The organism is Streptomyces sp. NPDC104106 (assembly GCF_055584345.1).
This window is the reverse complement of record NZ_JBVJMF010000016.1, coordinates 118735-143376: the sequence shown is the minus strand read 5'-3', so window position 1 is coordinate 143376 and position 24642 is coordinate 118735. Positions and strand designations below refer to the sequence as shown.

21 protein-coding genes, 1 tRNA gene and 1 pseudogene are annotated in these 24642 nt (G+C 71.7%); 5 read left to right on the top strand and 18 right to left on the bottom strand.

Annotation, left to right across the window (positions count from 1 at the left end; translation table 11 throughout):
* Positions 1 to 9 precede the first annotated feature (9 nt).
* Positions 10 to 687: a TetR family transcriptional regulator gene (locus tag ACZ60X_RS31645; RefSeq protein WP_469605746.1), complete on the bottom strand. Its 678-nt coding sequence runs from the start codon at positions 685 to 687 to the stop codon at positions 10 to 12.
* Positions 684 to 1691, bottom strand: a complete 1008-nt coding sequence (locus ACZ60X_RS31640) for an acyl-CoA desaturase (protein WP_469605742.1) — start codon at positions 1689 to 1691, stop codon at positions 684 to 686. Before ACZ60X_RS31640 ends, ACZ60X_RS31645 begins: the two co-directional genes overlap by 4 nt.
* Positions 1692 to 1993: 302 nt before the next feature.
* Between ACZ60X_RS31640 and ppc the strand changes: the two genes are divergently transcribed.
* Positions 1994 to 4726, top strand: coding sequence for a phosphoenolpyruvate carboxylase (ppc, locus tag ACZ60X_RS31635; protein ID WP_469605740.1), 2733 nt, complete (start codon positions 1994 to 1996; stop codon positions 4724 to 4726).
* Between the two features lie 62 nt (positions 4727 to 4788).
* On the opposite strand, the gene ACZ60X_RS31630 is transcribed toward ppc, so the two are convergent.
* From ACZ60X_RS31630 to ACZ60X_RS31600, 7 genes and pseudogenes are all read right to left on the bottom strand, one after another.
* Positions 4789 to 5283, bottom strand: coding sequence for a hypothetical protein (locus tag ACZ60X_RS31630; RefSeq protein WP_469605738.1), 495 nt, complete (start codon positions 5281 to 5283; stop codon positions 4789 to 4791).
* A gap of 106 nt (positions 5284 to 5389) precedes the next feature.
* Positions 5390 to 5995, bottom strand: coding sequence for an aminoacyl-tRNA hydrolase (gene pth, locus ACZ60X_RS31625; RefSeq protein ID WP_469605735.1), 606 nt, complete (start codon positions 5993 to 5995; stop codon positions 5390 to 5392).
* A gap of 79 nt (positions 5996 to 6074) precedes the next feature.
* The gene (locus tag ACZ60X_RS31620; protein WP_469605732.1) at positions 6075 to 6668 is read right to left on the bottom strand and encodes a 50S ribosomal protein L25/general stress protein Ctc; all 594 of its coding nucleotides are present in this window, start codon (positions 6666 to 6668) and stop codon (positions 6075 to 6077) included.
* A gap of 216 nt (positions 6669 to 6884) precedes the next feature.
* On the bottom strand, positions 6885 to 7865 hold the full coding sequence (locus ACZ60X_RS31615; protein ID WP_469605729.1) for a ribose-phosphate diphosphokinase: 981 nt from the start codon (positions 7863 to 7865) through the stop codon (positions 6885 to 6887).
* 153 nt (positions 7866 to 8018) lie between these two features.
* Positions 8019 to 9467, bottom strand: coding sequence for a bifunctional UDP-N-acetylglucosamine diphosphorylase/glucosamine-1-phosphate N-acetyltransferase GlmU (gene glmU, locus ACZ60X_RS31610; RefSeq protein ID WP_469605727.1), 1449 nt, complete (start codon positions 9465 to 9467; stop codon positions 8019 to 8021).
* A 125-nt stretch (positions 9468 to 9592) separates the two neighbouring features.
* Positions 9593 to 9663, bottom strand: a tRNA-Gln gene (locus ACZ60X_RS31605).
* Positions 9664 to 10531, bottom strand: a pseudogene (locus ACZ60X_RS31600) (hypothetical protein).
* A gap of 173 nt (positions 10532 to 10704) precedes the next feature.
* On the opposite strand from ACZ60X_RS31600, the gene ACZ60X_RS31595 reads away from it, so the two are divergent.
* Positions 10705 to 12018, top strand: a complete 1314-nt coding sequence (locus tag ACZ60X_RS31595; protein WP_469605724.1) for a sensor histidine kinase — start codon at positions 10705 to 10707, stop codon at positions 12016 to 12018.
* Positions 12019 to 12037: 19 nt separating this feature from the next.
* On the opposite strand, the gene ACZ60X_RS31590 is transcribed toward ACZ60X_RS31595, so the two are convergent.
* Together ACZ60X_RS31590 and ACZ60X_RS31585 are read right to left on the bottom strand one after the other, a co-directional pair.
* Positions 12038 to 12565, bottom strand: coding sequence for an SUKH-3 domain-containing protein (locus tag ACZ60X_RS31590; RefSeq protein ID WP_469605722.1), 528 nt, complete (start codon positions 12563 to 12565; stop codon positions 12038 to 12040).
* Positions 12566 to 12617: 52 nt separating this feature from the next.
* Complete coding sequence (locus ACZ60X_RS31585) at positions 12618 to 13133, bottom strand: YwqJ-related putative deaminase (protein WP_469605720.1); 516 nt, start codon at positions 13131 to 13133, stop codon at positions 12618 to 12620.
* Between the two features lie 277 nt (positions 13134 to 13410).
* Here ACZ60X_RS31585 and ACZ60X_RS31580 point away from each other — a divergent pair, with 277 nt between their 5' ends.
* The 3 genes from ACZ60X_RS31580 (at position 13411) to ACZ60X_RS31570 (ending at position 18388) form a co-directional block, all read left to right on the top strand.
* Positions 13411 to 14421, top strand: coding sequence for an SMI1/KNR4 family protein (locus ACZ60X_RS31580; protein WP_469605717.1), 1011 nt, complete (start codon positions 13411 to 13413; stop codon positions 14419 to 14421).
* Between the two features lie 10 nt (positions 14422 to 14431).
* Positions 14432 to 17293 (top strand): SUKH-4 family immunity protein, encoded by a 2862-nt coding sequence (locus tag ACZ60X_RS31575; RefSeq protein WP_469605715.1) that lies wholly within the window; start codon positions 14432 to 14434, stop codon positions 17291 to 17293.
* 210 nt (positions 17294 to 17503) lie between these two features.
* Positions 17504 to 18388 carry a DivIVA domain-containing protein gene (locus ACZ60X_RS31570; protein WP_469605713.1) on the top strand — a complete coding sequence of 295 codons (885 nt, stop codon included), beginning with the start codon at positions 17504 to 17506 and terminating at the stop codon, positions 18386 to 18388.
* A 62-nt stretch (positions 18389 to 18450) separates the two neighbouring features.
* On the opposite strand, the gene ACZ60X_RS31565 is transcribed toward ACZ60X_RS31570, so the two are convergent.
* The 7 genes from ACZ60X_RS31565 to ACZ60X_RS31535 form a co-directional block, all read right to left on the bottom strand.
* On the bottom strand, positions 18451 to 19245 hold the full coding sequence (locus tag ACZ60X_RS31565; RefSeq protein WP_469605711.1) for an enoyl-CoA hydratase/isomerase family protein: 795 nt from the start codon (positions 19243 to 19245) through the stop codon (positions 18451 to 18453).
* Positions 19242 to 20504 carry a cytochrome P450 gene (locus ACZ60X_RS31560; RefSeq protein WP_469605708.1) on the bottom strand — a complete coding sequence of 421 codons (1263 nt, stop codon included), beginning with the start codon at positions 20502 to 20504 and terminating at the stop codon, positions 19242 to 19244. Before ACZ60X_RS31560 ends, ACZ60X_RS31565 begins: the two co-directional genes overlap by 4 nt.
* A gap of 157 nt (positions 20505 to 20661) precedes the next feature.
* Positions 20662 to 21972, bottom strand: a complete 1311-nt coding sequence (locus ACZ60X_RS31555) for a cytochrome P450 family protein (protein ID WP_469605922.1) — start codon at positions 21970 to 21972, stop codon at positions 20662 to 20664.
* 100 nt (positions 21973 to 22072) lie between these two features.
* Positions 22073 to 22687, bottom strand: coding sequence for a GTP-binding protein (locus ACZ60X_RS31550; RefSeq protein ID WP_469605706.1), 615 nt, complete (start codon positions 22685 to 22687; stop codon positions 22073 to 22075).
* Complete coding sequence (locus ACZ60X_RS31545) at positions 22662 to 23033, bottom strand: DUF742 domain-containing protein (protein ID WP_469605703.1); 372 nt, start codon at positions 23031 to 23033, stop codon at positions 22662 to 22664. The genes ACZ60X_RS31550 and ACZ60X_RS31545 overlap by 26 nt, the downstream gene beginning before the upstream one ends.
* Positions 23030 to 23431 (bottom strand): roadblock/LC7 domain-containing protein, encoded by a 402-nt coding sequence (locus tag ACZ60X_RS31540; RefSeq protein ID WP_469605700.1) that lies wholly within the window; start codon positions 23429 to 23431, stop codon positions 23030 to 23032. The genes ACZ60X_RS31545 and ACZ60X_RS31540 overlap by 4 nt, the downstream gene beginning before the upstream one ends.
* The gene (locus ACZ60X_RS31535) at positions 23428 to 24630 is read right to left on the bottom strand and encodes an ATP-binding protein (RefSeq protein WP_469605697.1); all 1203 of its coding nucleotides are present in this window, start codon (positions 24628 to 24630) and stop codon (positions 23428 to 23430) included. Before ACZ60X_RS31535 ends, ACZ60X_RS31540 begins: the two co-directional genes overlap by 4 nt.
* Positions 24631 to 24642: the final 12 nt, after the last annotated feature.

Genomic DNA, 24642 nt, shown 5'->3' with positions numbered 1-24642 from the left:
CGGCCGGCCTCAGGCCTTGCGGTGTCCTATCAGCCGCGGCTTCTGCTCCAGCCCGTCCAGCCCGTGCCACGCCAGGTTCACCAGATGGGCCGCCACCTCCGCCTTCTTCGGGCGGCGCACGTCCAGCCACCACTGACCGGTCAGCGCGACCATGCCGACCAGCGCCTGGGCGTACAGCGGGGCGAGCTTCGGGTCGAAGCCGCGGGACTTGAACTCGCGGCCCAGGATGTCCTCCACCTGGGTGGCGATGTCCGAGATCAGTGAGGCGAAGGAACCCGTGGACTGCGGGATGGGGGAGTCGCGGACCAGGATGCGGAAGCCGTCCGTGTACTCCTCGATGTAGTCCAGCAACGCGAACGCCGCCTGCTCGCACAGCTCCCGCGGATGTCCGGCCGTCAGAGAACTCGTCACCATGTCCAGCAGGCGGCGCATCTCCCGGTCCACCACCACCGCGTACAGGCCCTCCTTGCCGCCGAAGTGCTCGTACACCACCGGCTTGGACACCCCGGCCTTCGCCGCGATCTCCTCCACCGACGTGCCCTCGAAGCCCTTCGCCGCGAAGAGGGTGCGACCGATCTCCAGCAGCTGCTGGCGGCGCTCGGCACCGGTCATGCGCGTGCGGCGGGTCCGCCGCGGTTTGTCAGTGCTGGAGGTGCTGCTGGAGTCGGTCGCCACGGCGTCAATCATGCCGCCTCGGCACTCACCTTCCGGCGCCGGGAGCCGTCATCACCGCTGTTGCGGCGCGAATCGATACGCGAGCGTGACGGCCAGCGCACGTCGTACGCCCAGCCGAGCAGCTCGAAGATCCGGATGAACCGGGCCGAGGAGTCGATCTGGCCGCGCATCACCCCGTGCCGCGCCGAGGTCGGGTCGGCGTGGTGCAGGTTGTGCCAGGACTCCCCGCAGGACAGCACCGCCAGCCACCACACGTTGCCCGAGCGGTCCCGCGACTTGAACGGACGCTTGCCGACCGCGTGGCAGATCGAGTTGATCGACCAGGTCACATGGTGCAACAACGCCACCCGTACGAGTGAACCCCAGAAGAACGCGGTGCCCGCGCCCCACCAGGACATCGTCACCAGACCACCGATCAGCGCGGGCAGCGCCAGCGAGACGACGGTCCACATCACGAACTGGCGGGAGACGGCCCGGATCGCCGGGTCCTTGATCAGATCCGGCGCGTACTTGTCCTGCGGCGTCTGCTCCTCGTCGAACATCCATCCGATGTGGGCCCACCACAGGCCCTTCATCAGCGCCGGGACCGTCTCGCCGAACCGCCACGGGGAATGCGGGTCCCCCTCGGCGTCGGAGAACTTGTGGTGCCTGCGGTGATCGGCCACCCAGCGCACCAGGGGCCCCTCGACGGCCAGCGACCCCATGATCGCCAGCGCGATCCTGAGCGGCCGCTTGGCCTTGAACGAGCCATGCGTGAAGTACCGGTGGAAACCGATCGTGATGCCGTGGCACCCCAGGAAGTAGAAGAAGACCAGCAGGCCCAGATCGAGCCAGCTCACCCCCCAGCCCCAGGCCAGCGGCACGGCCGCCACCAGTGCCAGGAACGGCACGATGATGAACAGGAGCAGCGTGATCTGCTCGATCGAACGCTTCTGCTCGCCGCCCAGCGTGGCGGAGGGGGTGGAGGTGTCGGTGGCCTTACGGGCTTCTTCGATCACATCGGAACTCGAAGTCATGCGCGTCCCCTGTGGGGTCGAGGGTCGGGGCAGGTAGCCGGGCCGCGGGCACCGGCGGAAGTGGACGGTACTTCCCTACGGTCCCGTAACCTACGGTGTCGTAAGTATGGCAGCATGTCGCGTCGCGGCAAGAGCCCCAGAGCCTGCGCGTCCGCCAGGACACCTATCCTTGGACTTGGTCGGACAGCGCGGTCCGCTGAAGTTTCCTTCCCGGACGCTCCGGCCCGTATGCGGCTCCCGCCGCGTGGCAGACCGCCGGGTTCCCTCCCAGACGAGCTTCAACACTGCAAGGAGCCGCACCTGTGAGCAGTGCCGACGACCAGACCACCACGACCGGCAGCGAGCTGCGCGCCGACATCCGCCGCCTGGGTGATCTCCTGGGCGAGACCCTCGTACGACAGGAGGGCCCGGAGCTGCTCGACCTGGTCGAGAAGGTCCGCCGCCTCACCCGCGAGGACGGCGAGGCTGCCGCCGAGCTGCTGCGCGGCACCGAACTGCAGACCGCCGCCAAGCTGGTCCGCGCCTTCTCCACGTACTTCCACCTCGCCAACATCACCGAGCAGGTGCACCGCGGCCGGGAACTGCGCGCCCGCCGCGCCGCCGAGGGCGGCCTGCTCGCCCGCACCGCCGACCGGCTCAAGGACGCCGACCCCCAGCACCTGCGGGAGACGGTCCAGAACCTCAACGTCCGCCCGGTCTTCACCGCCCACCCCACCGAGGCCGCCCGCCGCTCGGTCCTCAACAAGCTCCGGCGCATCGCCGCCCTCCTCGACACCCCCGTCCTGGAATCCGACCGCCGCCGCCACGACGTCCGCCTCGCCGAGAACATCGACCTCGTCTGGCAGACCGACGAACTGCGCGTCGTCCGGCCCGAGCCCGCCGACGAGGCCCGCAACGCCATCTACTACCTGGACGAGCTGCACGCCGACGCCGTCGGCGACGTCCTGGAGGACCTCACCGCCGAACTGGAGCGCGTCGGCGTCAAGCTGCCCGACGACACCCGCCCGCTCACCTTCGGCACCTGGATCGGCGGCGACCGCGACGGCAACCCCAACGTCACCCCCCAGGTCACCTGGGACGTCCTCATCCTCCAGCACGAACACGGCATCAACGACGCCCTGGAGATGATCGACGAACTGCGCGGCCTGCTCTCCAACTCCATCCGCTACACCGGCGCCACCGAAGAGCTGCTGCAGTCCCTGAACAGGGACCTCGACGTCCTCCCCGAGATCAGCCCCCGCTACAAGCGCCTCAACGCCGAGGAGCCCTACCGGCTCAAGGCCACCTGCATCCGGCAGAAGCTGGAGAACACCAAGCAGCGCCTCGCCAAGGGCACCCCCCACGAGCCCGGCCGCGACTACCTCGGCACCGGCGAACTGCTCGCCGACCTCCGCCTCGTCCAGACCTCCCTGCGCGAGCACCGCGGCGGCCTGTTCGCCGACGGCCGCCTCGGCCGCGTCATCCGCACCCTCGCCGCCTTCGGCCTCCAGCTCGCCACCATGGACGTCCGCGAACACGCCGACGCCCACCACCACGCCCTCGGCCAGCTCTTCGACCGCCTCGGCGAGGAGTCCTGGCGCTACGCCGACATGCCCCGCGACTACCGCGCCAAGCTCCTCGCCAAGGAGCTGCGCTCCAGGAGGCCGCTGGCCCCCACCCCGGCACCCGTCGACGCGGCCGGACAGAAGACCCTCGGCGTCTTCCAGACCGTCAGGAAGGCCCTGGAGGTCTTCGGCCCCGAGGTCGTCGAGTCCTACATCATCTCCATGTGCCAGGGCGCCGACGACGTCTTCGCCGCCGCCGTCCTCGCCCGCGAGGCCGGCCTCGTCGACCTCCACGCCGGCTGGGCCAAGATCGGCATCGTGCCGCTGCTGGAGACCACCGACGAACTGAAGGCGGCCGACACGATCCTGGAGGACATGCTCTCCGACCCGTCCTACCGGCGCCTGGTCGCGCTGCGCGGCGACGTCCAGGAGGTCATGCTCGGCTACTCCGACTCCTCCAAGTTCGGCGGCATCACCACCAGCCAGTGGGAGATCCACCGCGCCCAGCGCCGGCTGCGCGACGTCGCCCACCGCTACGGCGTCCGCCTGCGCCTCTTCCACGGCCGCGGCGGCACCGTCGGCCGCGGCGGCGGCCCCTCCCACGACGCCATCCTCGCCCAGCCCTGGGGCACCCTGGAAGGCGAGATCAAGGTCACCGAACAGGGCGAGGTCATCTCCGACAAGTACCTCATCCCCTCCCTCGCCCGGGAGAACCTGGAACTGACCGTCGCGGCCACCCTGCAGGCCTCCGCCCTGCACACCGCCCCGCGCCAGTCCGACGAGGCCCTCGCCCGCTGGGACGCCGCCATGGACGTCGTCTCCGACGCCGCCCACGCCGCCTACCGCCGCCTGGTGGAGGACCCGGACCTGCCGACGTACTTCCTCGCGTCGACGCCGGTGGACCAGCTCGCCGACCTCCACCTGGGCTCCCGGCCCTCCCGCCGCCCCGGCTCCGGCGTCTCGCTCGACGGCCTGCGCGCCATCCCCTGGGTGTTCGGCTGGACCCAGTCCCGGCAGATCGTCCCCGGCTGGTTCGGCGTCGGCTCCGGCCTCAAGGCCCTGCGCGAGGCCGGCCTCGACACCGTGCTCGACGAGATGCACGGGCAGTGGCACTTCTTCCAGAACTTCGTCTCCAACGTCGAGATGACCCTCGCGAAGACCGACCTGCGCATCGCCCAGCACTACGTCGACACCCTCGTCCCCGACGACCTCAAGCACGTCTTCGACACCATCAAGGCCGAGCACGAGCTGACCGTCCGCGAGGTCCTGCGCATCACCGGCGAGAAGGAACTACTGGACGCGCAGCCCGTGCTGAAGCAGACCTTCGCCATCCGCGACGCCTACCTGGACCCGATCTCCTACCTCCAGGTCACCCTGCTCAAGCGCCAGCGCGACGCGGCCGCCGCCGGCGCCGAACCCGACCCGCTGCTCTCCCGCGCCCTGCTCCTCACCGTCAACGGCGTGGCGGCCGGCCTGCGCAACACCGGCTGACCCACACGAAAAGAGGGTGCCCCCGAGGTCGTACGACCCCGGGGGCACCCTCTTTTCGTGGGTCACTGGAGCGCCACGAACGCCGCCGTCAGCAGCCCCGCGCCGGACAGCCCCAGTACCCACGCCACCCGCGTCAGCCGCATCCCGCCCGCCACCACCACCGAGGCCAGCAGCAGCGCCCCGCCGAACGGCACCCAGGCGTACAGCATCCCCGCCGGCCCCGACCGCACCGCGTCCGCCGTACCCGGCTTCAGCACCACGTCGTACGTCTGCCCCGCGCGCACCGCGACCGACTCCCCCAGCTCCACGCGCGCCCGTGCCCGCGCCCCCGCCGACGTCGGCGTGAACGGACCCGCACACGTGCTCCCCGAGCAGCCGGTCACCCGCACCGTGCCCTGCTCCCGCCCCTTGGCCAGCATCACGTGCTGCGCGGTCCCCCAGGAACCCCACACCCCGGCGAACAGGATCAGCGCGGCGACCGCGCCCATCACCGCGACCCGCCCGAAGCGCAACGCGGACACGGACACCTGGCGAGCGGAGCTGGCGGTGGCAGGCATGGCCGGGATCATTGGCCATACCCCTACAACAGGTCAACTCCGGTGGGCGGCAAAGGAGTACAAGTCAGCAGTTGTACGGCGCCCGGTCCACGAGATGCCCGCCGGCTCACGCGTTGTACGCGCTCTGCGCCCGCTCCAGCCCCTCCGCCAGCAGACACTCCACCGCGTCCGCCGCCCGGTCCACGAAGTAGTCCAGCTCCTTGCGCTCCGCCGACGAGAAGTCCTTCAGCACGAAGTCCGCGACCTGCATCCGCCCCGGCGGCCGCCCGATCCCGAACCGCACCCGGTGATAGTCCGCACCCATCGCCTTCGTCATCGACTTCAGACCGTTGTGCCCGTTGTCCCCGCCGCCCCGCTTCAGCCGCAGCACCCCGTAGTCGATGTCCAGCTCGTCATGGACCGCCACGACGTTCGCCACCGGCACCTTGTAGAAGTCCTTCAGCGCGTTCACCGGACCGCCCGACAGATTCATGTACGACGCCGGCTTCACCAGCACCACCCGCCGGCTCGCCGGACCCGCCGGACCGATCCGCCCCTCCAGCACCTGCGCCTGCGCCTTGCCCGCCCGCTTGAACTTCCCCCCGATCCGCTCCGCGAGCAGGTCCACCACCATGAACCCGACGTTGTGCCGGTTCATGGCGTACTCCGGCCCGGGATTGCCGAGCCCGACGATCAGCCAGGGGTCAGTACTGGCGGGGGTGGTCACGTCCATGTCTCCTTGATACGCGCCAGCCGCCGCCTCCCGCGAGGGAGACAGCGGCTGACCGGATTGCTGACGAAAGCGGCGAGGATCAGGCCTCGGCCGCCTCCTCACCCTCGGCGGCCTCGCCCTGGGTCTCCTCGGCCTGCGCGGCCAGGACCTGCAGCACGACAGCGTCCTCCTCGACGGCCAGGGACACGCCGCTCGGGAGCTTGATGTCCTTGGCGTGGACGGAGGCACCGGCCTGAAGGCCCTCGACGGAGACCGTCACGGCCTCGGGGATGTGCGTGGCCTCGGCCTCGACCGGCAGCGCGTTCAGAACGTGCTCCAGCAGGTTGCCACCGGGGGCCAGCTCGCCCTCGGTGTGCACCGGGATCTCGACCGTGACCTTCTCGCCCCGCTTGACCAGCAGCAGGTCGACGTGCTCCAGGAAGCCCTTCAGCGGGTCACGCTGCACGGCCTTCGGGATCGCCAGCTCGTTGGTCTTGCCGTCGATCTCCAGGGAGATCAGGACGTTCGGCGTGCGCAGCGCCAGCAGCAGGTCGTGGCCCGGCAGGGTCAGGTGCAGCGGCTCGGAGCCGTGACCGTACAGAACACCCGGAACCTTGTTGTCACGGCGGATGCGACGGGCGGCACCCTTGCCGAACTCGGTGCGGGTCTCGGCGGCGAGCTTCACCTCGGACATGCGGATCACTCCTCGTAGAGGTAGGAACGGACGGGGTCACCCGGCCACGAACGGCCTGCTACGAAGAGCGCGTCGATAACGGACCGCCGCAGTCGCGAACACGACTACGGCCTCCCTCGCCGAGCAACTCCAGCAGTTTACCCGGAGGGGAGGCCGCACCCAAAAGGATCAACGGCTAACGCCGGTGACCACGCCCGCGAAGGCCCTGCAGAAACCTCACTGCTCGTCGAAGAGGCTCGTCACCGAACCGTCCTCGAACACCTCACGCACCGCGCTCGCGATCGTCGGAGCGATCGACAACACCTTGATCTTGTCCAGATCCGCCGCCAGCTCACCCGGCGTCGGCACCGTGTTCGTGAACACGAACTCACTCACCCGCGAATTCTTCAGCCGGTCCGCCGCCGGACCCGACAGCACACCGTGCGTGGCCGTCACGATGACGTCCTCCGCACCGTGCGCGAACAGCGCGTCCGCCGCCGCACAGATCGTGCCACCGGTGTCGATCATGTCGTCGACCAGGACACACACCCGGCCCTCGACCTCACCCACGACCTCGTGGACCGTCACCTGGTTCGCCACGTCCTTGTCACGCCGCTTGTGCACGATCGCCAGCGGCGCACCCAGCCGGTCGCACCACCGGTCCGCGACCCGCACCCGGCCCGCGTCCGGCGACACCACCGTCAGCTTGTCCCGGTCCACCTTGCCGCCCACGTAGTCCGCCAGCAGCGGCAACGCGAACAGGTGGTCCACCGGACCGTCGAAGAAGCCCTGGATCTGGTCCGTGTGCAGATCCACGGTCAGAATCCGGTCGGCCCCCGCCGTCTTCATCAGATCAGCGATCAGACGCGCCGAAATAGGTTCACGACCCCGGTGCTTCTTGTCCTGCCGCGCGTAACCGTAGAACGGCACGATCACCGTGATGGAGCGGGCCGACGCACGCTTCAGCGCGTCGATCATGATCAGCTGCTCCATGATCCACTTGTTGATCGGAGCCGTGTGGCTCTGGATCAGGAAGCAGTCCGCACCACGCGCCGACTCCTGGTACCGGACGTAGATCTCGCCATTGGCGAAGTCGAAGGCCTTCGTCGGGACGACCCCGACACCCAGCTGCTGGGCGACCTCCTCGGCAAGCTCGGGGTGGGCGCGGCCGGAGAAGAACATCAACTTCTTCTCGCCGGTCGTCTTGATCCCGGTCACAGCACAGTCTCCTCAGAGGTTGTCTCGCCAGCCGGCTGCTCGTACGGCCTCCCGTCTGGGCATGACAGGCCGAACCAGCTGGTAGGGGTGCGGGTGCACGCGTGCGGATGTGCACTTATCACGGTACGCCGTGTTTGGCGCACACGATTCCGGTCAGTCCTCGCCCTCGCCGCTCCGGGACGCCGCCTCGGCCGCCTTCGCCGCCGCGCTCCCCGGACGCTTCCGCGCCACCCAGCCCTCGATATTCCGCTGCTGACCACGGGCCACGGCCAGCGAACCGGGCGGCACGTCCTTCGTGATCACGGAGCCCGCGGCGGTGTAAGCACCGTCCCCGACCGTGACAGGAGCCACAAACATGTTGTCCGAACCCGTCCGGCAATGCGACCCGACGGTGGTGTGGTGCTTGTCCTGACCGTCGTAGTTCACGAAGACGCTGGCAGCACCGATGTTGGTGTACTCACCGATCGTCGCGTCACCGACGTACGACAGGTGCGGCACCTTCGTGCCCTCACCGATCGTCGCGTTCTTCGTCTCGACGTACGTACCGATCTTGCCCTTGGCACCCAGCCGGGTACCGGGCCGCAGATACGCGTACGGCCCCACCGACGCGCCCGGACCGACCTGCGCGGAGTCCGACACCGTGTTGTCCACCCGCGCCCCCGCGCCCACCCGGGTGTCCTTCAGCCGGCTGTTCGGCCCGACCTCCGCGCCCTCACCGATGTGCGTGCCGCCGGTGAGCTGCGTCCCCGGATGCACGACGGCGTCCCGCTCGAACGTGACCGTCACGTCCACCCACGTCGTGGCGGGATCGACGACGGTCACGCCGTCGAGCATCGCGGCGGTCAGCAGCCGGTCGTTGAGGATGCGCCGCGCCTCGGCGAGCTGCACCCGGTTGTTGATCCCGGCGATCTCCCGGTGATCGGCGGCGACGGACGCCCCGACCCGGTGCCCGGCCTCACGCAGGATCCCCAGCACGTCGGTGAGGTACTCCTCACCCTGGCTGTTGTCCGTCCGCACCTTCTTCAGCGCGTCCGCCAGCAGCTGCCCGTCGAACGCGAACACCCCGCTGTTGATCTCCCGGATCGCCCGCTGGGCGTCGGTGGCGTCCTTGTGCTCCACGATCGCGCTGACGGCACCGGTCGCCTCGTCCCGCACGATCCGCCCGTACCCGGTCGCGTCCGGCACCTCTGCGGTCAGCACGGTCACGGCGTTGCCGTCGGCGGCGTGGGTCTGGGCGAGCCGCTTCAGCGTGGCACCGGTGAGCAGGGGCGTGTCCCCGCACACGACCACGACGGTCCCCTCCACGGCCCCGCCCAGCTCCTCCAGCCCCATCCGCACGGCGTGCCCGGTGCCGTTCTGCTCGGCCTGCACGGCGGTCCTGGTGGCCGGGTCGATCTCGGCGAGGTGCGCCCCGACCTGCTCGCGGGCGTGCCCCACGACCACGACGAGGTTCTGCGGATCCAACTCGCGGGCGGCGGCCAGCACATGGCCCACGAGGGAGCGGCCGCAGATCTGGTGCAGGACCTTCGGCGTGGCCGACTTCATACGGGTGCCCTCACCCGCTGCGAGAACGACGACGGCTGCCGGGCGAATGGCGCTCACGGGTGTTGCCCTTCGGCTGTGGGTGAGTGGGGATGACAGCCGCAGGATACCGGGGGGATGTGTGGCGGATATGAGAGCGGGCCCTGACGGCGGCGGTGCCGGTCAGGACCCGAACTGGGCATGTGCTCCCGGGGGAGGACTCGAACCCCCATGATCAGAACCAAAATCTGACGTCTTGCCCTTAGACGACCCGGGATTACCGCTCTGTCCGATTTGCTAGATCGGCTGCAGCGACAGCCCCTACTATGCCGTACCAGGCGCCTTCGATGCGACGGTACAGATCGGCTCCTTGTCGCACTTTGATTCCGAGGCACCCCCATAGGTCGCGCCGGTGTTCTTGTGCACGGTCGTAGGGTTGTGCCTCTTCAGAATCGTCTGGCCGAGGAATGCCCTGTCGATGCCGACGAGGTCGGCCCAGTAGTGCTCCGCGTCTTCGACGTCTGCGGACTCGTGGATCATGACCCGGCAGTGCAAGCGATCGCGCTCCACCTCCATCAGGTCCAGCCAGGCCAGGAAGACGGAGATCATCCCCGGGTCGCTGTTGACGAACTCCACGCTCTCCCGGCGGGCGTGCGGCTTGTCCTTCGTCCCCTCGGCCCAGTACAGAGCCACTCCGATGGGGAACGGCTCCCGATCGGTGAGTGCCCCGATGGTCGCTGCCGCCGCATGCTTGGTCGCGGCTCTCTCGCGGTCCTGTGATGCCCGCAGTTTCGCCAGCCCCGCGTTCATGCGCGCACGCTGTTCCTCCGGTGTGAGCTTGGGCTCGGGGTGGGGCAGATCGCGCACCCAGGGCGACACCGAACTCTTCGAGCAGCCCAGCTCCGCCCGGATCTGGTTGTACGTCCACCCTTGCCTGCGCGGCTCCCGCGCCCTCTCCCGCAGGTCGTCCTTGGCCCTCGGGCGCTTCGTCCACTCCGGGGCGGTTCGCCCTTCACCAGTTGGTTGAGGATGTCGTTGTTGAAGATCTTCAGCTCGTCCCGGATCTGCCGGAGGCTGTGGCCCGCCCGGCGCAGGGCGACGGCCCGCTCCCGCAACCCCTCGAGATCGGCATTTGGCAGACGCATATGGCATAGGCATACCGTCCGGGCGGAATGGGGTGTTCCGGGGTCGAACGGGAACGGTTCAACAGTTCGAGGGATATCGGTGTGTTTCGACGTCGTTCGGTTACGGACTGTGGTCCGGGCGGGGTGGTGGAAGTCGCCGGAAATGGGGGAGCGGTCGCCCGTAGGCTGGATGCATGACCGTGACGGGGGAAGAGACCGACGGGGGCGTGACCGGTCCCTGGTGGTGGGCCAGATGGCGCGGTGCGGTGCTGGACGGGAGTCTCGCGCTGGTGTCGGCCGTGGAGTGCGGTGCGGAGGGGGTGCCGTTCGCCCGGGACGCGGGGATTCCGGTGTTCCTGGGGCTGCTGTTCGGGGTGGTCGCCGGTTCGGTGCTGCTGGTGCGGCGCAAGTGGCCGATCGCGGTGGTGCTGGTGGCGATCGCGATCACGCCGGCCGAGATGGGCTTCCTGATGGGCGTCGTCGGGCTGTACACGCTGGCGTCGTGCGAGCTGCCGCGGCGGGTCATCGGTGCGCTGGCGGGTATGTCGTTGCTGGGCACGATGATCGTGACGTTCGTGCGGGTGCGGCAGAGCATGGCGCGCGGTGATCTGACGCTGGGTGACTGGTTCGAGCCGTTCGCGGCGGTGACGACGTCGTTGGGGCTGACGGCTCCGCCGTTGCTGCTCGGGTTGTACGTGGGGGCGCGGCGGCGGTTGATGGAGAGCTTGCGGGAGCGGGCGGACTCGCTGGAGCGGGAGCTTCAGTTGCTCGCGGAGCGGGCGGAGGAGCGGGCCGAGTGGGCGCGTAGCGAGGAGCGGACGCGGATCGCGCGGGAGATGCACGACGTCGTGGCGCACCGGGTGAGTCTGATGGTGGTGCACGCGGCCGCGTTGCAGGCGGTGGCGCGGAAGGATCCGGAGAAGGCGGTGCGCAATGCGGCGCTGGTGGGGGACATGGGGCGGCAGGCGCTGACCGAGTTGCGGGAGATGCTGGGGGTGCTGAGGGCCGGTGAGGAGGGGGGTGGCCGACGGGTGTCGGCGGTGCCGCTGGCGGCGGTGGGGGAGGCGGCGGCCGCGGCGGCTTCGCGGGCGGTGGACGAGGCGGGGCCCGGGGAGGGGCCGTGTCTGTCGGAGCTGGACGAGTTGATCGGGCAGTCGGCGGCGGCGGGGATGGTGGTGGAGCTGTCGGTGGTGGGGGAGGCGCGGTCGTACGCGGCGCAGGTGGAGCAGACGGCGTACCGGGTGGTGCAGGAGGCGTTGACGAACGTGCACAAGCATGCGGCGGGGGCGAAGACGTTCGTGCGGCTGGCGCATCGGGTGTCGGAGATCGCGATGCAGGTGGAGAACGAGGCGCCGCCGGAGCCGGGGGCCGCGTCGGCGGGATTGCCGTCGGGGGGCAATGGTCTGGTGGGGATGCGGGAGCGGGTCGTGGCGTTGGGCGGGGTGTTCGTGTCGGGGCCGACGGACGCGGGGGGTTTCCGGGTGTCGGCGGTGATTCCGGCGGCGTAGCCGGCCTTGGTGGGGTGGGTCAGCCGGCGGTGAGGCGTACGGGCTGGATGCCGGTGATGAGGGTGGTGAGGGCGTGGTCGATGTCGGGGCCGACGTACCAGTCGCCGGTGTGGTCGAGGGCGTAGACGCGGCCTTCGGTGTCGATGGCGAGGGCGGCGGTGGTGTCGGTCTCGGTGCCGAGGGGGCAGAGTTCGGTGCCGAGGGCGCGGCCGAGGTCGCCGAGGGTGCGGGCGAGGTGGCGGCCGTGGAGGGGGTCGAGGTGGAGGGTGGCGGGGGCGATCTGGCGGCCGGGGCCTGCGGGGCTGATGTGGAGTCCGCCGAATTCGGCCCAGGCTTCGACGGCGGCGGGGAAGACGGTGTGCCGGTGTCCGGCGGGTGAGGTGTGTTCGCGCAGGGTGTCGGCCCAGATCTCGGCTTGCTTTATGTCCCAGCGTCCGGGTTGCCAGCCGGCGGCGCGCAGGGCGGCGTCGACGGGGACGGGGAAGCGTGGTGCGGTAGTTGCCCCGTGCTCGGTGGGCTTGGGGGCGGTGGCGCGGTCGGGGTGCATCTGCCCTTCGTTCGTCGATCGTGGCCGGTGTCGCCGGTGGGGGTGGGGGCGGTCAGTCGTCGGTTGCCGTGGGGTCGACGATGCGGACGCCGAAGTGGGCGCTGAGGGCGGTGCAGGCGCGGCAGGGGGTGGCGAAGCTGCCGTGGAGGGGGTCGCCGTCCTCGCGTATGCGGCGGGCGGTGAGTTTGGCGTGCTTGAGGGCTTTGCGGGCTTCGCCGTTGGTCATGGGTCTGCGGGCGGCGCGTTTGCTGCGGGCGGTGTCGGCGGCGGTGAGGTGCCGGGAGATGAGGATGGTTTCGGCGCAGCGGCCGGTGAAGCGGTCGCGCTGGCCGCTGGTGAGGGCGTCGAGGAAGTCCTGGACGAGGTGGTGCAGGGCGGGGGGTGTGTCGCCGCGGGCGGCGGTGCCGGTGAGGGTGGCGCCGCGGACGGAGAGGGCGGCGGCGACGGCGGGCAGGATGCCGTCGCGGCGGTGGCGGAGGGTGGGGGCGGGGGGTGTGTCGGTGCCGCTCCAGCCGATGCGGGGGTCGCCGGAGCGCACGTCGCTACCTCCGTGGTGCAAGGTATTCATGATCGTCTTTCCCTCCCCGGGCGTCCCCCGAAGGACACAGGGTGCCAAATGCCGTGGCTGGTGCGGAAGCTGGGGCGGTGCGACACGCCAGGTCGGGAGCTGGTCGTGACGGTGGGGTGACGGCTGGTCACGGAAGTGGAGGAGGGTTTTCCGCAGGGTTGTGGTGGGCCGGTGACCGGGGTGGCCGTACCGCATAGGCTGTCGCCATCCGCGATCGACACCGCCGCTTAAGGGCCAGCGCTTAAGGGCCAGAGAGAAGCCGCAGGGGGCAACCGCCATGACGACAGGTCGGCTCGGGCAGCACGCCGCGCCGCCGAACGCGGCCTACGCCGGGCAGGTCGTGCACTTCCCGGATCCGGTCCGTGCGGCGCGTCACCCGAGAGGGGTACGGATCGATGAGCGGGGTTACCCGGATTTCTCGCCGTACGCGCGCGTGGCGGTGGAGATCGCCGAGCCGCCGGACGGGTTCGGGGTGGACGAGCTGCGGCTGACGGACTTCGTGACGGCGAACGCGGCGTTGGCCGCGGCCGAGCACGAGTGGTGGGACACGGTGCCGGATGTGGCGACGCCGCACGGCTGGACGTGGCATCACGTGGCGGGTACGCGGCGGCTGGAGCTGATTCCGGTCGAGGTGAAGGCGTTGCTGCGGCATCACGGTGGGATCGCGACGGCGCCGGTGGACCACGGCAAGCGGGGGACGCGGCCGTTGCAGGAGACGCGGCCGGCGCATTTCGGGCTGCCGAAGTCGGGTGTGGCGGTGACGGAGGCGCAGGTGCAGGGGGTCGAGGAGGATCTCGGCTACCGGTTGCCGGGTGCGTACCGCTCGTTCCTGAAGGCGGCGGGTGGGTGTGCGCCGGTGGGGACGGCGCTGGACGCGGCGTTGGGGCTGCTGGTGGACCAGCCGTTCTTCACGGTGCGGGACGAGGCCGCGGTCAATGACCTGGTGTATGTGAACAAGTGTCTGCGTGACCATCTGACGAAGGATTACCTGGGGGTCGCGTTCGTGCAGGGTGGTCTGCTCGCGGTGAAGGTGAAGGGCGAGCGGCCGGGTTCGGTGTGGTTCTGTGCGTACGACGATGTGCGGGACGTGGATCCGTCGTGGTCGCCGGCGGAGCGGGTGGAGCGTCTGCTGTTGCCGGCGGGTGAGGATTTCGACGCGTTTCTGGCCCGGTTGGCGGGCAGTCCGCCGGAGTTGGAGACGGTGGCGAATCTGATGGTTGACGGTGGTTTCGCCCATGTCGTGCCGGTGTCGTCCGGTTCGGTGTCGTCCGGTCCGGTGGGGGAGTGAGCTTCAGGCGATGGTGACCTACGCGCAGGCGCAGGAGCGCGCCGAGGAGTGGATCAACGGCGACGTGCCCGCGTACCAGCATCGGGAGGTGCGGGTGCGGGAGTTCGAGCTGGGTTTCGTGGTGTGGGGTGAGGACCGGGCGGAGGGGCCGCGGTCGGATGCGGGTGCGCAGCGGCTCGTCATCGCGCGGGACAGCGGGGAGGCGACGTTGTGGCCGGCCCTGCCGGTGGGCGAGGTGATCCGCCGGTTCGAGGAGGAGTACGGCGGTCCGGACGGTCCGCAGGGTGCGGCTCCGGCACCGGCTCCGGCGCGTGTCGACCTGAACCAGACGTCGTTCCTGCTGACTCCGCCGGAGTGGCTGCAGGAGGCGGCGGACAAGCTGGGCATCGGGGAGCGGCGTCCGGGGGGTCCGGGCGGGGCGGGGCAGGGGGCGCGGCCGTCGCCGGGTGAGGCCGGGGGCGGTGCCGGGCTCGCGCAGACGCAGGCTGGAGTGCCCGCGCCGGGGAACCCGCCTGCGCCGGGCGCGCCGTCGTCGGTGGGGCCTTCCGCAGGCGCGCCGTCGGCTGAGGTGCCGGTGGGGGCGACGCCGTGGGCGGGGACCGACACGAACGCGGGCTCCGGCGAGGACGACCGTTCCGTGCCGCTGCCGCAGACGGTGTTCGCGCCGCCGCTGAGCGAGTCCGACGGGTTTCCCCGGCCGCCGGTGTCCACGCCGGAGGCGAAGACGGCGCTGATGTCGGGGGGCAGCCAGTTGCCGCCCACGGCGGTGGCGCCGGCGCTCGACGCGTCCCGACTGCCGGGTACGCAGGGCGGTTCGGGCGGCCCTGGTGGTGCCTCGGGGGCGCCCGGCAGCGGGTACCCGGCGGGTGTGCCGGGTACGCCTGCGCCGGGCATGCCGGGTACGCCTGCGCAGGGCGGCACGCCGCCGCCCCCGCCGGCCGGTACGCCGCCGTACGGCTATCCGCAGGCGCCGGGCGCACCGGGTATGCCTGCGGCGGGTGTGCCGGGTACGCCTGCGCCGGGCATGCCAGGTACCCCTCCGCCGGGCGCACCTGGCGCACCGGGCGCACCGGGTACGCCTGCGCAGGGTGCGCCGGTTCCGTCGTCGGGGCCGGGGGTTCCGCTGCCGCAGCAGGTCGCGCCTGGCGCGCAGGGTGCCGGGCAGGCCGGTACGTCTCCGCTGCCTCCGGGTGCCTCGTCGTACGGCTATCCGCAGGCGCCGGGGGGTGCGTCGTCGGCGTCGGGGGACTCGGTTACGTCCGGCCGGCCGCTCGCGCCGAACGCCGGGGACATAGCGGAGGCCGCGACGAGCAAGGCCGCCCCGCCGCCGAGGAAGGCGCGCGGCGGGGTCGGCGCGCCGCCTCCGCCGCCGGGTGCCCCGGGTGCGCCGGGTGCGCGTCCGGGGAGTGCGACGCCGCCGCCCGCGCCGAGCGCGTCCGCGGGGGCGTATGTGCCGACGCAGCTGGCGCCGGCGCTCGGGCCGGACGCGCTTCAGGCGCCGGGTGCCCCGGGTGCGCCGAACGCGCCGCAGCCGCCTGCCGCGCTGCCGGGCCAGGTGCACCACGCGGCCACGGTGCTGGCCGATCCCAGCCTGCTGGGCGGGGGCGCGCCGCAGCCGCCGGGTGCCCCGCGCGTTCCGGGTGCTCCGGGCGCGCCTGGCATGCCGCCGCAGGGTGCTCCCGCCGCTCCCGCCGCTCCTGGTGTGCCGGGGGCCGGCCGGGGGGCGGTGCACCAGGCGGAGACCATGCTGGCCGCGCCGCCCGTGGGCGGTCCGGCAGCGCCTGTGCCACCGCCCGCACCGGCCGCCCCCGGCGTGCCGCCGGGCGCCGCACAGCCGATGCCGCCGGGCGGCCCCGTGCCGGGACAGCAGCCGGCGTACGGGTATCCGCCGCAGGGGCAGCCGACGGTCGGCCCCGGCTATCAGGCCGTGCTGCGCTACCGCGCGCAGGACGGTTCGGAGCAGCAGCTGATCCGGCGGTCCGCGCCGGGTATGCCGCATCCGGAGTGGCAGATCTTCCATGAGCTGCGCGCGATGAACGTGCCGCCGGACCAGGTGCTGGAGCTGCACACGGAGCTGGAGTCGTGCGAGCTGCCGGGCGCCTACTGCGCGCGGATGATCCGCGAGCAGTGGCCGCAGGCGCGGATCGCGAGCATCGCGCCGTACGGCACGGACCACGCGAGCCGGCAGCAGGGCATGCACCAGTTGCTGGCGCACCAGGGTGAGTTGCACCAGGTGGCGGACGGGCCCGCGCGGCCCGCGCCGGTGCGGGCGCCGCTGCCGCCGGTGCAGGCGGTGCCGCCGGTCCCGCCGGAGGCGATCGCGCAGGAGCTGGCGACGGTGTTCGGGTCGGGGGTGTTCCGGTTCGAGCAGCAGGCGGTGTCGCGGCAGGGGGTGCCGCCGGTGGTGGCGCACACGCTGGTCGTGGCGGGTCTGCCGGTGGACATGGGCCCGTTCTTCTGGGCGCAGGCCCAGCCGGGCCGGCCGGTGCCGACGCTGGCGGAGCTGGCGGCCGAGCGCGGGGTGCAGCCGGCGCCGGACGCGGGTTCGTACCTGGTGATGGGCACCGACTTCGGCAAGGCGGTCTGCGTGCAGTACGGCACGGCGAACATCGTGGCGGTGCCCGTGGAGGCGGGGCCGGGCGGTGCTCCGGTGCCGCCGCAGTTCGTGAACACCGGGCTGCCGGAGTTCGCGCGCTGTCTGGCGCTGCTGGGCCGGATGTGGCGGCTGCGGTACGGCCTGAACCAGGAGCAGGCGGGCCGCTGGACCGTCGACTTCCAGGCGCAGCTGGCCGCGCTGGACCCGGCGGCGCTGGGGTCGCCGGAGAGCTGGTGGTCGGTGTTGCTGGAGCAGATGTGGGACGGCCTGCTGTAGCGCGGGCCGTCCGGAGACGAGGCGCGGGGCGCCCCTTCACTTACGAGTGAAGGGGCGCCCCGCGTCATGCGGCGCCCCGCGGGGGCGCGCGTCAGCGTGACGTGGCTGCGGAGTGTCGCGTTATGAACACTTACGCCCGATCCATCAAGATGTGCGCGACATCAACCTGTCATGCATGTCGGGAATGTCTGGTGGAGAGGGGTTCCGACGGTGAGCAGTGCATCGATGCCGCCGCACGGTTTCACGACCGTCCGGGGGCGCGGCTACCGCCCCGATCAGGTGGACGCCTTCCTACGGGCGCTCTCGGACGACCGGGACGCCGCGTGGGAGCGCGCCGCGCGGCTGACCGTGCTCGCCCGGGAGATGGGGGAGGAACTCGCCCGGTGGCGCGAGGCCGTGGCCCAGCTGGCGCCGCAGGAGTACGAGGCGCTCGGGGAGGGTGCGCAGCGCGTGTTCCGGCTCGCGGTGGAGGAGGCGGCGGACCTGCGGGAGCGCACGCGGCGTGAAGCGCGCGAGCAGGTCGCGCGGGCGCAGGAGCACGCCGAGTCCGTACGCCGAGAGGCGCGACAGACCGCGGACGCGCTGCGAGCGGAGGCCGACGAACGCGCCCGGCAGTGCCTGCTCGCCGCGCGCGCCGAGGCCGACGGCATCCGCGTCGGCACGCGGCGGGAGGTGAAGGCGGGGCGCGCGGAGGCGCTCTCGGCGTTGCGCGAGGTACGGCAGCGCACCGCCGGCATGCTCGGCGAGCAGTCCCGGGAGCAGGCCGAGCGCTGGGCCGGGGCCGAGCGCGAGGCAGCCGAGCGGACCGCCGCGCTGGACGCGCGCCACGCGGAGCGGATGCGCCGGGCCGAGGCCGCGCTGGCCGAGGCCGAGCGGGCCCTCGGGGCGGCCGAGGAGGCGGCGCGCCGCGGCCAGGAGGAGGCACGCGCGCGTGCGGCCGAGATCGTCGCCGACGCGCGCGTGCGTGCGGAGCGCGTCGCCCGTGAGACGGAACAGGTGCTGCGTGAGCACGGCGAGACCTGGGACGTCGTACAGGAGCAGATGGACTCCGTACGGCACAGCCTGATGATGCTGACGGGGCGGGCGGTGGACTGAGCGGGCCGGGCGAAGGCCGGTGCGGTCCGGCAGGCCCCGGCGCCCGCCACCGCCCCTCGCGGTCAGCCGTGTTCGCGTGCCCGGTGCTGTTCCGCCACCACCGCCGCCATCAGTTCCGCGTCGAAGGCGGAGGCGTCGGCGAGACGGGCGGAGGCGGTCAGGGAGTTGAGGAGGGTCTTCGTCACGCGCAGGCCGGCCGGGGGGCGGCGGACGAGGGGTTTGGCCCAGGCGGTGACGGCGGTGTCGAGGTCGTGGGCGGGGACGGTGCGCTGGAGGATGGACAGGGACGCGGCCTCGGCGGCGTCGAACGCCCGCCCGGTGAGGATGAGTTCGCGTACCCGGGCGGCGCCGACCTCGCTGATCAGGCGGGGGAGCAGGCCGCCCCAGGCGGTGGGCAGGCCGAGGGCGAGTTCGGGCAGGCGGAAGGTGGCGTCGTCGGCGCCGACGCGCAGGTCGCAGGCGAGGGCCAGGGCGAGGCCCGCGCCGATGGCCTTGCCCTGGACGCGGGCGATGGTGACGGCGGGGTTGGCGGTGAGCGCGTCGCAGACGCGGCGCGCCTTGGTGCCGGACAGCCGGATGCCGCCGGCCGTCGGATCGGCGGCGAGGTGCTCGGCGAACTCGCCGCGGTCGCCGCCGAGGCAGAAGTCGTCGCCGGCGGCGCGCAGCACCAGGACCCGGACGGTGGGGTCCTGGTCGCCGAGGACGGCCAGGAGGTCGTCCAGCATGGCGTCGGTGACGGCGTTGCCGTGTTCGGGGACGTTCAGCTCGATGGTCAGCACGGTACCCCGCCACTCGGTGCGCAGGGTCTTGAGTATCCGGTCGGCCGGGAGCGCGGTGAGGGGCGAGGCGGTCGTCATGTCGTCACTTTCAGGGAGGCGGCGCGTCGGAAGACCATACGGGGGGCGTAGGCGGGTGGCTCGATGGGCCGCAACGCGGGGAAGCGGCGCAGCAGTTCGGTGAGCAGGACGCGGGCCTCCAGCCGGGCGAGACCGGCGCCGAGGCAGTAGTGCGCGCCGCCGCCGAAGGTGAGGTGGCCGCCACGGCGCCGGATGTCGAAGACGTGGGGCTCGGGGTTGCGGCGGGGGTCGTGGTTCGCGGCGCCGTACAGGACGTGGACGGTGGTGTCCTTGGGGACGGGGACGCCGGCGAGGACGGTGTCGTCGGCGGCGACACGGGAGTTGAGGTGGATCGGCGGGTCGTAGCGCAGGACCTCGTCGATGGCGTCGTCGAGGTGCTCGGGTTGGCGGCGCAGCAGCTGTGCGCGCGCGGGGTCGCCGGTCAGGTACCAGACGGCGTTGGTCAGCAGCGTCGCCGTGGTCTCCAGGGAGGCGATGGTGATGAACATCGTCAGGTCGTAGAGGATCTGGTCGGCCGCCGCGGGGTCGTCGGCGTGCACGGCGTCCCAGTGGCGGATCCAGCCGGACAGGACGTCGGAGCCCGGGTGGGCGCGGCGGTCGCCGATCAGGCGGGTGAAGAAGGCCCGCATCTCCAGGGTGGCCCGGGCGGAGACGTCGAGTTCGCTCCTGGTCGGCAGCAGTTCCTGGGCGTGCACCTGGCGGTGGGTGAAGCTCAGGATGCGCGGATAGTGCTCCTCGGGGATGGCGAGCCAGCGGCCGACGGTGTGGATGGGGAGCTTCTCGCTGACGACGGTGACGAAGTCGGCCTCGCCCCGGGCGCGCAGTTCCTCGCCGAGGTGGTCCAGGAGCCGGGTGACGTGGGCGGTGACCTGGGGCTCCATGGCCTGGAGGGTGCCGCGGTCGAAGAGGTTGCCGAGGGCGCGCCGCTGAGTGGTGTGAAGGGGCGCGTTGAGCCGGGACAGGGTCCGTGTCATCTCCTGCGTGGCAGGCGCATGCCAACGTTCGGCGTCGGGCCGGCGCTCCTGCCAGGCGAAGTCGGGGGTCAGCCAGTTCCTGCCGCGCAGGACCTGGCTGCAGACCTCGAATCCGGTGACGAAGAATCCGCCCCACGGAGCGGGCACCACATCGCCCAGGGCGCGCAGACCGGCCCAGACGGGACGGGGGTCGGCCTGCCCCTCGGCCGAACGCAGGCGACGGAGAAGGGAGATGACGGCTCGGCGGTCGCAGGTGGTACCGCGTATGTCGCCAACGGCGGTCACGCGAAGCTCCTTTGCGGCTGGGCGCTACCGTGTACCGCCGGAACCTACCCTTCCTCTCCGTAGCGTCATGCGCCTGTGTGTGTTGCTCCTGTCACATGCGGTGGCGGAATTTCATCCCCGTCACATGTCCGCCACAAGCGCGGCGTCCGATTCCGCGTCAGACGCGGAAGATGTCCAGGAACGAACTCCAGAAGCCCTTCTTCCGGGCCGGCTCCTGGCGCGCGGACCCGGTGGCCGGGGGCACCGAGTGCGGCTGCTCCGCCGGGACATGGGCCGCGCGGCCCTGGAGCCGCGCCGCCATCCGGGTGGCCGGAGCCGGACTGAACGCCACCGGCATGGCGACCAGCGCCCGGTGGAAGGGGCCCGGCCGCCACTGCAGGTCCTTCTCGGCCACGGCCAGCGTCAGGTCGGGCAGCGCGTTGAGCAGCCGCTCGACGGCCGTGACGGCGATGACCTGGGCCGGGTCCTTGGCCGGGCAGGCGTGCGGGCCCGCGCCCCAGGCCAGGTGGGCGCCCTTGCCGTGGGCCCGGCGGGCCTCGGTCAGCGCCGGGTCGCTGTTGGCGGCGGCGAAACTGATGACGACCGGGGTGCCCGTCTCGGCCACCACGCCCCCGAGGTCGACGTCCTGGAGCGGGTAGTGCGTGGCGTAGTTGGCGATCGGCGTCTGGTGCCACAGCACCTGGTCGATCGCCTCCTCGACCAGCATGCCGCCGCCGCCCGGGCCCTCGTCGTCGGGCGCGAGCAGCAGGAGCAGGGCGTTGCCGATGAGGTTGCGCTCGGGCTCGACGCCGGCGCCCATCAGCATCACCAGCTGGTCCTTCAGCTCCTCGTCGGTCAGGCCCGCGGGGTGCTGGATGAGCCAGGAGGTGACGTCGTCGCCGGGCTGGCGGCGCTTGAGGGCGATCAGCGCCATGAGACAGGCGGTGAGTTCCTCGTTGGCGCGCACCGCGTCCTTGCCGTCGAAGATCGCCGACATGGCGCTGGTGAGGGTGTCGCCGATGTCCGCCGGGCAGCCGAAGAGCTTGTTGAACAGCAGCAGCGGCAGCAGCTTGGCGTAGTCGTTGAGCAGGTCGGCCCGGCCGCGCTCGCTGAACTGGTCGATCAGGTAGTCGGCGATCGGCTCGACGTCGCGGCGGATGCGGCTGATGTTGAGCCGGGAGAGGCTGTCGGTGACGGCCTTGCGCAGCCGCAGGTGGACCGCGCCGTCCGTGAACAGGCAGTTGGGCCGGTACGCCATCATCGGCAGGACCGGGTTGTCCAGGCCGATGCGGCCCTCGTTCAGGGCCTTCCAGCGGCGGGCGTCGCGGGCGAAGAGGGTGGGGTTCTGCAGGACGCGCAGCGCCGTCTCGTACCCGACGACCAGGGTGGCGTCGACGCCGGGCGCGAGCTCGACGGGTCCGGCCGGGGCGTGCGCGCGCAGCCGGTCGTAGACCTGCTGCGGGTCGGCGGCGAACGCGGCGTCGTGCATGGGGCATCTGCCGCCGACGGCGGCGGATGCTACGGGGCTGTCCATGAAGCTTCTTCCTCCAGTTCCCGGCCCCGCGGCCGGGGATGAGCCGGCGGGCTGGTCAGGCCGCGCGGTCGAGCAGATGACGGACCAGCGCGATCAGCGCGTGGCCGGAGGACTGGCGGTCGCGGGCGTCGCAGTAGACCACCGGGGTGTCCGGGAGCAGGTCGAGCGCCTCGCGGACCTCCGCCTCGGCGTAGACCCGGTCGGCCTCGAAGGTGTTGACCGCGATGGCGTACTCCAGGCCGTAGCTCTCGATGAGGTCGATGACGGGGAACGTCTCCTCCAGCCGCGCGGGGTCGACCAGCAGCAGGGCGCCGAGCGCGCCGCGGGCCATGTCCTCCCACAGCTGCATGAACCGCTGCTGCCCCGGGGTGCCGAACAGGTACAGCACGAGTTCGTCGCTCAGCGTCAGCCGGCCGAAGTCCAGGGCGACGGTGGTCGTGGTCTTGTCCGTCACGCCCCGAAGGTCGTCCACGTGCAGCGACGCCTGCGTCATCTTCTCCTCGGTGCGCAGCGGGGTGATCTCCGACAGCGAGCCGATGAAGGTCGTCTTGCCGACGGCGAAGTGCCCGACCACGAGGATCTTCGCCGCGCTGGTCACCGCGCTGGAGACGTAGATGGATCCGCCGTGGGTTCCGCCCGCCGTCTCAGCCGATGAGGGATTGGAGTCCATTCAGAACCTTTTCGAGGGTCGCTCTGTCTACGTTCTGGTGTCGGGGCGGTGCGGCACGCAGCAGCAGGTGCCCCTGGGCTGATAAATCGGTGAGCAGCAGCCGGACCACGCCGACGGGCAGTTCGAGGTGGCCGGCCACCTCGGCGACGGACAGATACCCCCCGGAGCACAGTTCCCAGATCGCCCTGACCTCGGGGCCGGCCCCCAGCGGAAGGGTCCGCTCGGGAGCCAGGGTGACGAGGGTGTGCAGGGCCAGGTCCTCGGAGGTGGGCAGGCTCCGGCCGCCGGTGATGACGTAGGAGCGGACGAAGTCGCTGGTGACTGCTTCCTCTCCGGGTGTCCTCATGAGCGGGCACCGCTGTCCGAGCGGGGCGCCACGCTCATCGCCTTGCTGAGGGCGTTCACCGTCTTCTGCATCCGGAACGACACCGCCTCCATGTCGACGTCCAGCGCGGCCGAGACCGCCAGGTAGGAGCCCTGGCCGGCGGCGCTGAGGAAGATCCAGCCGCCGTCGTACTCCAGCAGCGTCTGCTTCCAGATCCCGTGACCCGCCCCGACGAACCCGGCGACGGCACGGCTGAGCGACTGCATCGAGCTCATGGCGGCCGCGTTGGTCTCCGCGTCGTCCCGGCTGATGTCGTCGGAGCGTTGCAGGAGCAGACCGTCGCCCGAGACGAGGATGGCGTGGCGGGCCCCGCGCACCTCGAGCACGTCGTTCAGCACCCACGACAGGTCGGTGTTCACTGGATCTGAGGTCCTTCCGTGGTGTTCGTGTCCCGGCCGAGCAGCGTTCCGCGCGCGAAGGCTCCGATCCGCGACGCCGTCACCTCGCTGGCCGGTTCGTACGCGCCTTCGGCCGCGGTGCCCGCGGTGTCGGGTACGGCCGCCACGGGGCCCTTGCGCCGCCGGCGCTTGGGCAGACCGCCCTGGGTGGTCCCCACCACGTGCGAGGGGCCCACCACCGGGACGGGCGCCAGCCGCTGCGGGGCGGGGGCCTCCTCGGCGCCGGTCTCCCGGACGGGCTCGGGCTGCGGGACGTCGTGGGTCAGGAGGTCCTCCGGGACACGGATCACTGCGCGCACACCGCCGTAGGGCGAGACCGAGCCGACGGACACGGCGAAGCCGTAGCGGGCGGCGAGCATGCCGCAGACGGCGAAGCCGAACCGGGGCGGGTCGCCGAGCGCGGTGATGTCCACGGGGCGGTCGGGGGACAGCAGGGCGGCGGCACGGTCCTTGGTCTCCTGGTCCATGCCGAGGCCCGCGTCGTCGACGATGAGGCACACGCCGGTCGGGACGGCCTGGATGTTGACCTCGACCGGCGTGCCGGGCGCGCTGTAGTTGGTGGCGTTGTCCAGCAGCTCGGCGAGGACGACGGCCACCGGCTCCACGGCCTTGTTCGCGATCGACACGTTCACCTGGGAGTGGACGCCGACGCGGCTGAAGTCCTTGATCCGGCCCTGGGCGCTGCGGGCGACGTCGTAGACGCTGGCGGCGCTGTCCCGGCGGCCCAGCCAGCCGCCGCACAGCACCGAGATGCCCTTGGCGCGGCGGCTGAACTGGCTGCCGGTGTGGTCGATCGTCATCAGGTCGGCCAGTACGCCCGTGTCGTCGCCGTACTTCTTCAGCAGGCCGTCCAGGAGGACCTGCTGCTCCTCGGCGAGGGACTGCAGGGTGCCCATCGCGGACTTCAGCACGGCCTTGGTCGCCGACTCCGCGTCCGCGCGGACGTCGGCGAGGTCGTGGTCGTGCTGCGCGCTCAGCGCCGCGATGTGCGCGTGCAACTGCCCGACCTCCCCGCGGGCGGCGGTGAGACCCGCCTCCAGGTCGTTCTTCTTTCTTCGGAGAGCCAGATTGGTTCTCCGGGCCCGCAGCACTGCGATCACCGCAGCGACGAGCACAACAATCAAGATCCACAGCAGTGGATCTTGGATGAATGACGTCATGAGACTCTCTTC

Bases quoted from the DNA above. Each gene is read 5' to 3' on its own strand.
- ACZ60X_RS31575 (WP_469605715.1), top strand. From the start codon at position 14,432: ATGGTGACCTACGCGCAGGCGCAGGAGCGCGCCGAGGAGTGGATCAAC.
- ACZ60X_RS31585 (WP_469605720.1), bottom strand. From the start codon at position 13,133: ATGAATACCTTGCACCACGGAGGTAGCGACGTGCGCTCCGGCGACCCC.
- ACZ60X_RS31630 (WP_469605738.1), bottom strand. From the start codon at position 5,283: ATGCCTGCCACCGCCAGCTCCGCTCGCCAGGTGTCCGTGTCCGCGTTG.
- ACZ60X_RS31645 (WP_469605746.1), bottom strand. From the start codon at position 687: ATGATTGACGCCGTGGCGACCGACTCCAGCAGCACCTCCAGCACTGAC.
- ACZ60X_RS31545 (WP_469605703.1), bottom strand. From the start codon at position 23,033: ATGAGGACACCCGGAGAGGAAGCAGTCACCAGCGACTTCGTCCGCTCC.
- ACZ60X_RS31580 (WP_469605717.1), top strand. From the start codon at position 13,411: ATGACGACAGGTCGGCTCGGGCAGCACGCCGCGCCGCCGAACGCGGCC.
- ACZ60X_RS31640 (WP_469605742.1), bottom strand. From the start codon at position 1,691: ATGACTTCGAGTTCCGATGTGATCGAAGAAGCCCGTAAGGCCACCGAC.
- ACZ60X_RS31595 (WP_469605724.1), top strand. From the start codon at position 10,705: ATGACCGTGACGGGGGAAGAGACCGACGGGGGCGTGACCGGTCCCTGG.
- ACZ60X_RS31535 (WP_469605697.1), bottom strand. From the start codon at position 24,630: ATGACGTCATTCATCCAAGATCCACTGCTGTGGATCTTGATTGTTGTG.
- ACZ60X_RS31620 (WP_469605732.1), bottom strand. From the start codon at position 6,668: ATGTCCGAGGTGAAGCTCGCCGCCGAGACCCGCACCGAGTTCGGCAAG.
- ACZ60X_RS31565 (WP_469605711.1), bottom strand. From the start codon at position 19,245: ATGACGACCGCCTCGCCCCTCACCGCGCTCCCGGCCGACCGGATACTC.
- ACZ60X_RS31550 (WP_469605706.1), bottom strand. From the start codon at position 22,687: ATGGACTCCAATCCCTCATCGGCTGAGACGGCGGGCGGAACCCACGGC.
- pth (WP_469605735.1), bottom strand. From the start codon at position 5,995: ATGGACGTGACCACCCCCGCCAGTACTGACCCCTGGCTGATCGTCGGG.
- ACZ60X_RS31555 (WP_469605922.1), bottom strand. From the start codon at position 21,972: ATGCACGACGCCGCGTTCGCCGCCGACCCGCAGCAGGTCTACGACCGG.
- ACZ60X_RS31590 (WP_469605722.1), bottom strand. From the start codon at position 12,565: ATGCACCCCGACCGCGCCACCGCCCCCAAGCCCACCGAGCACGGGGCA.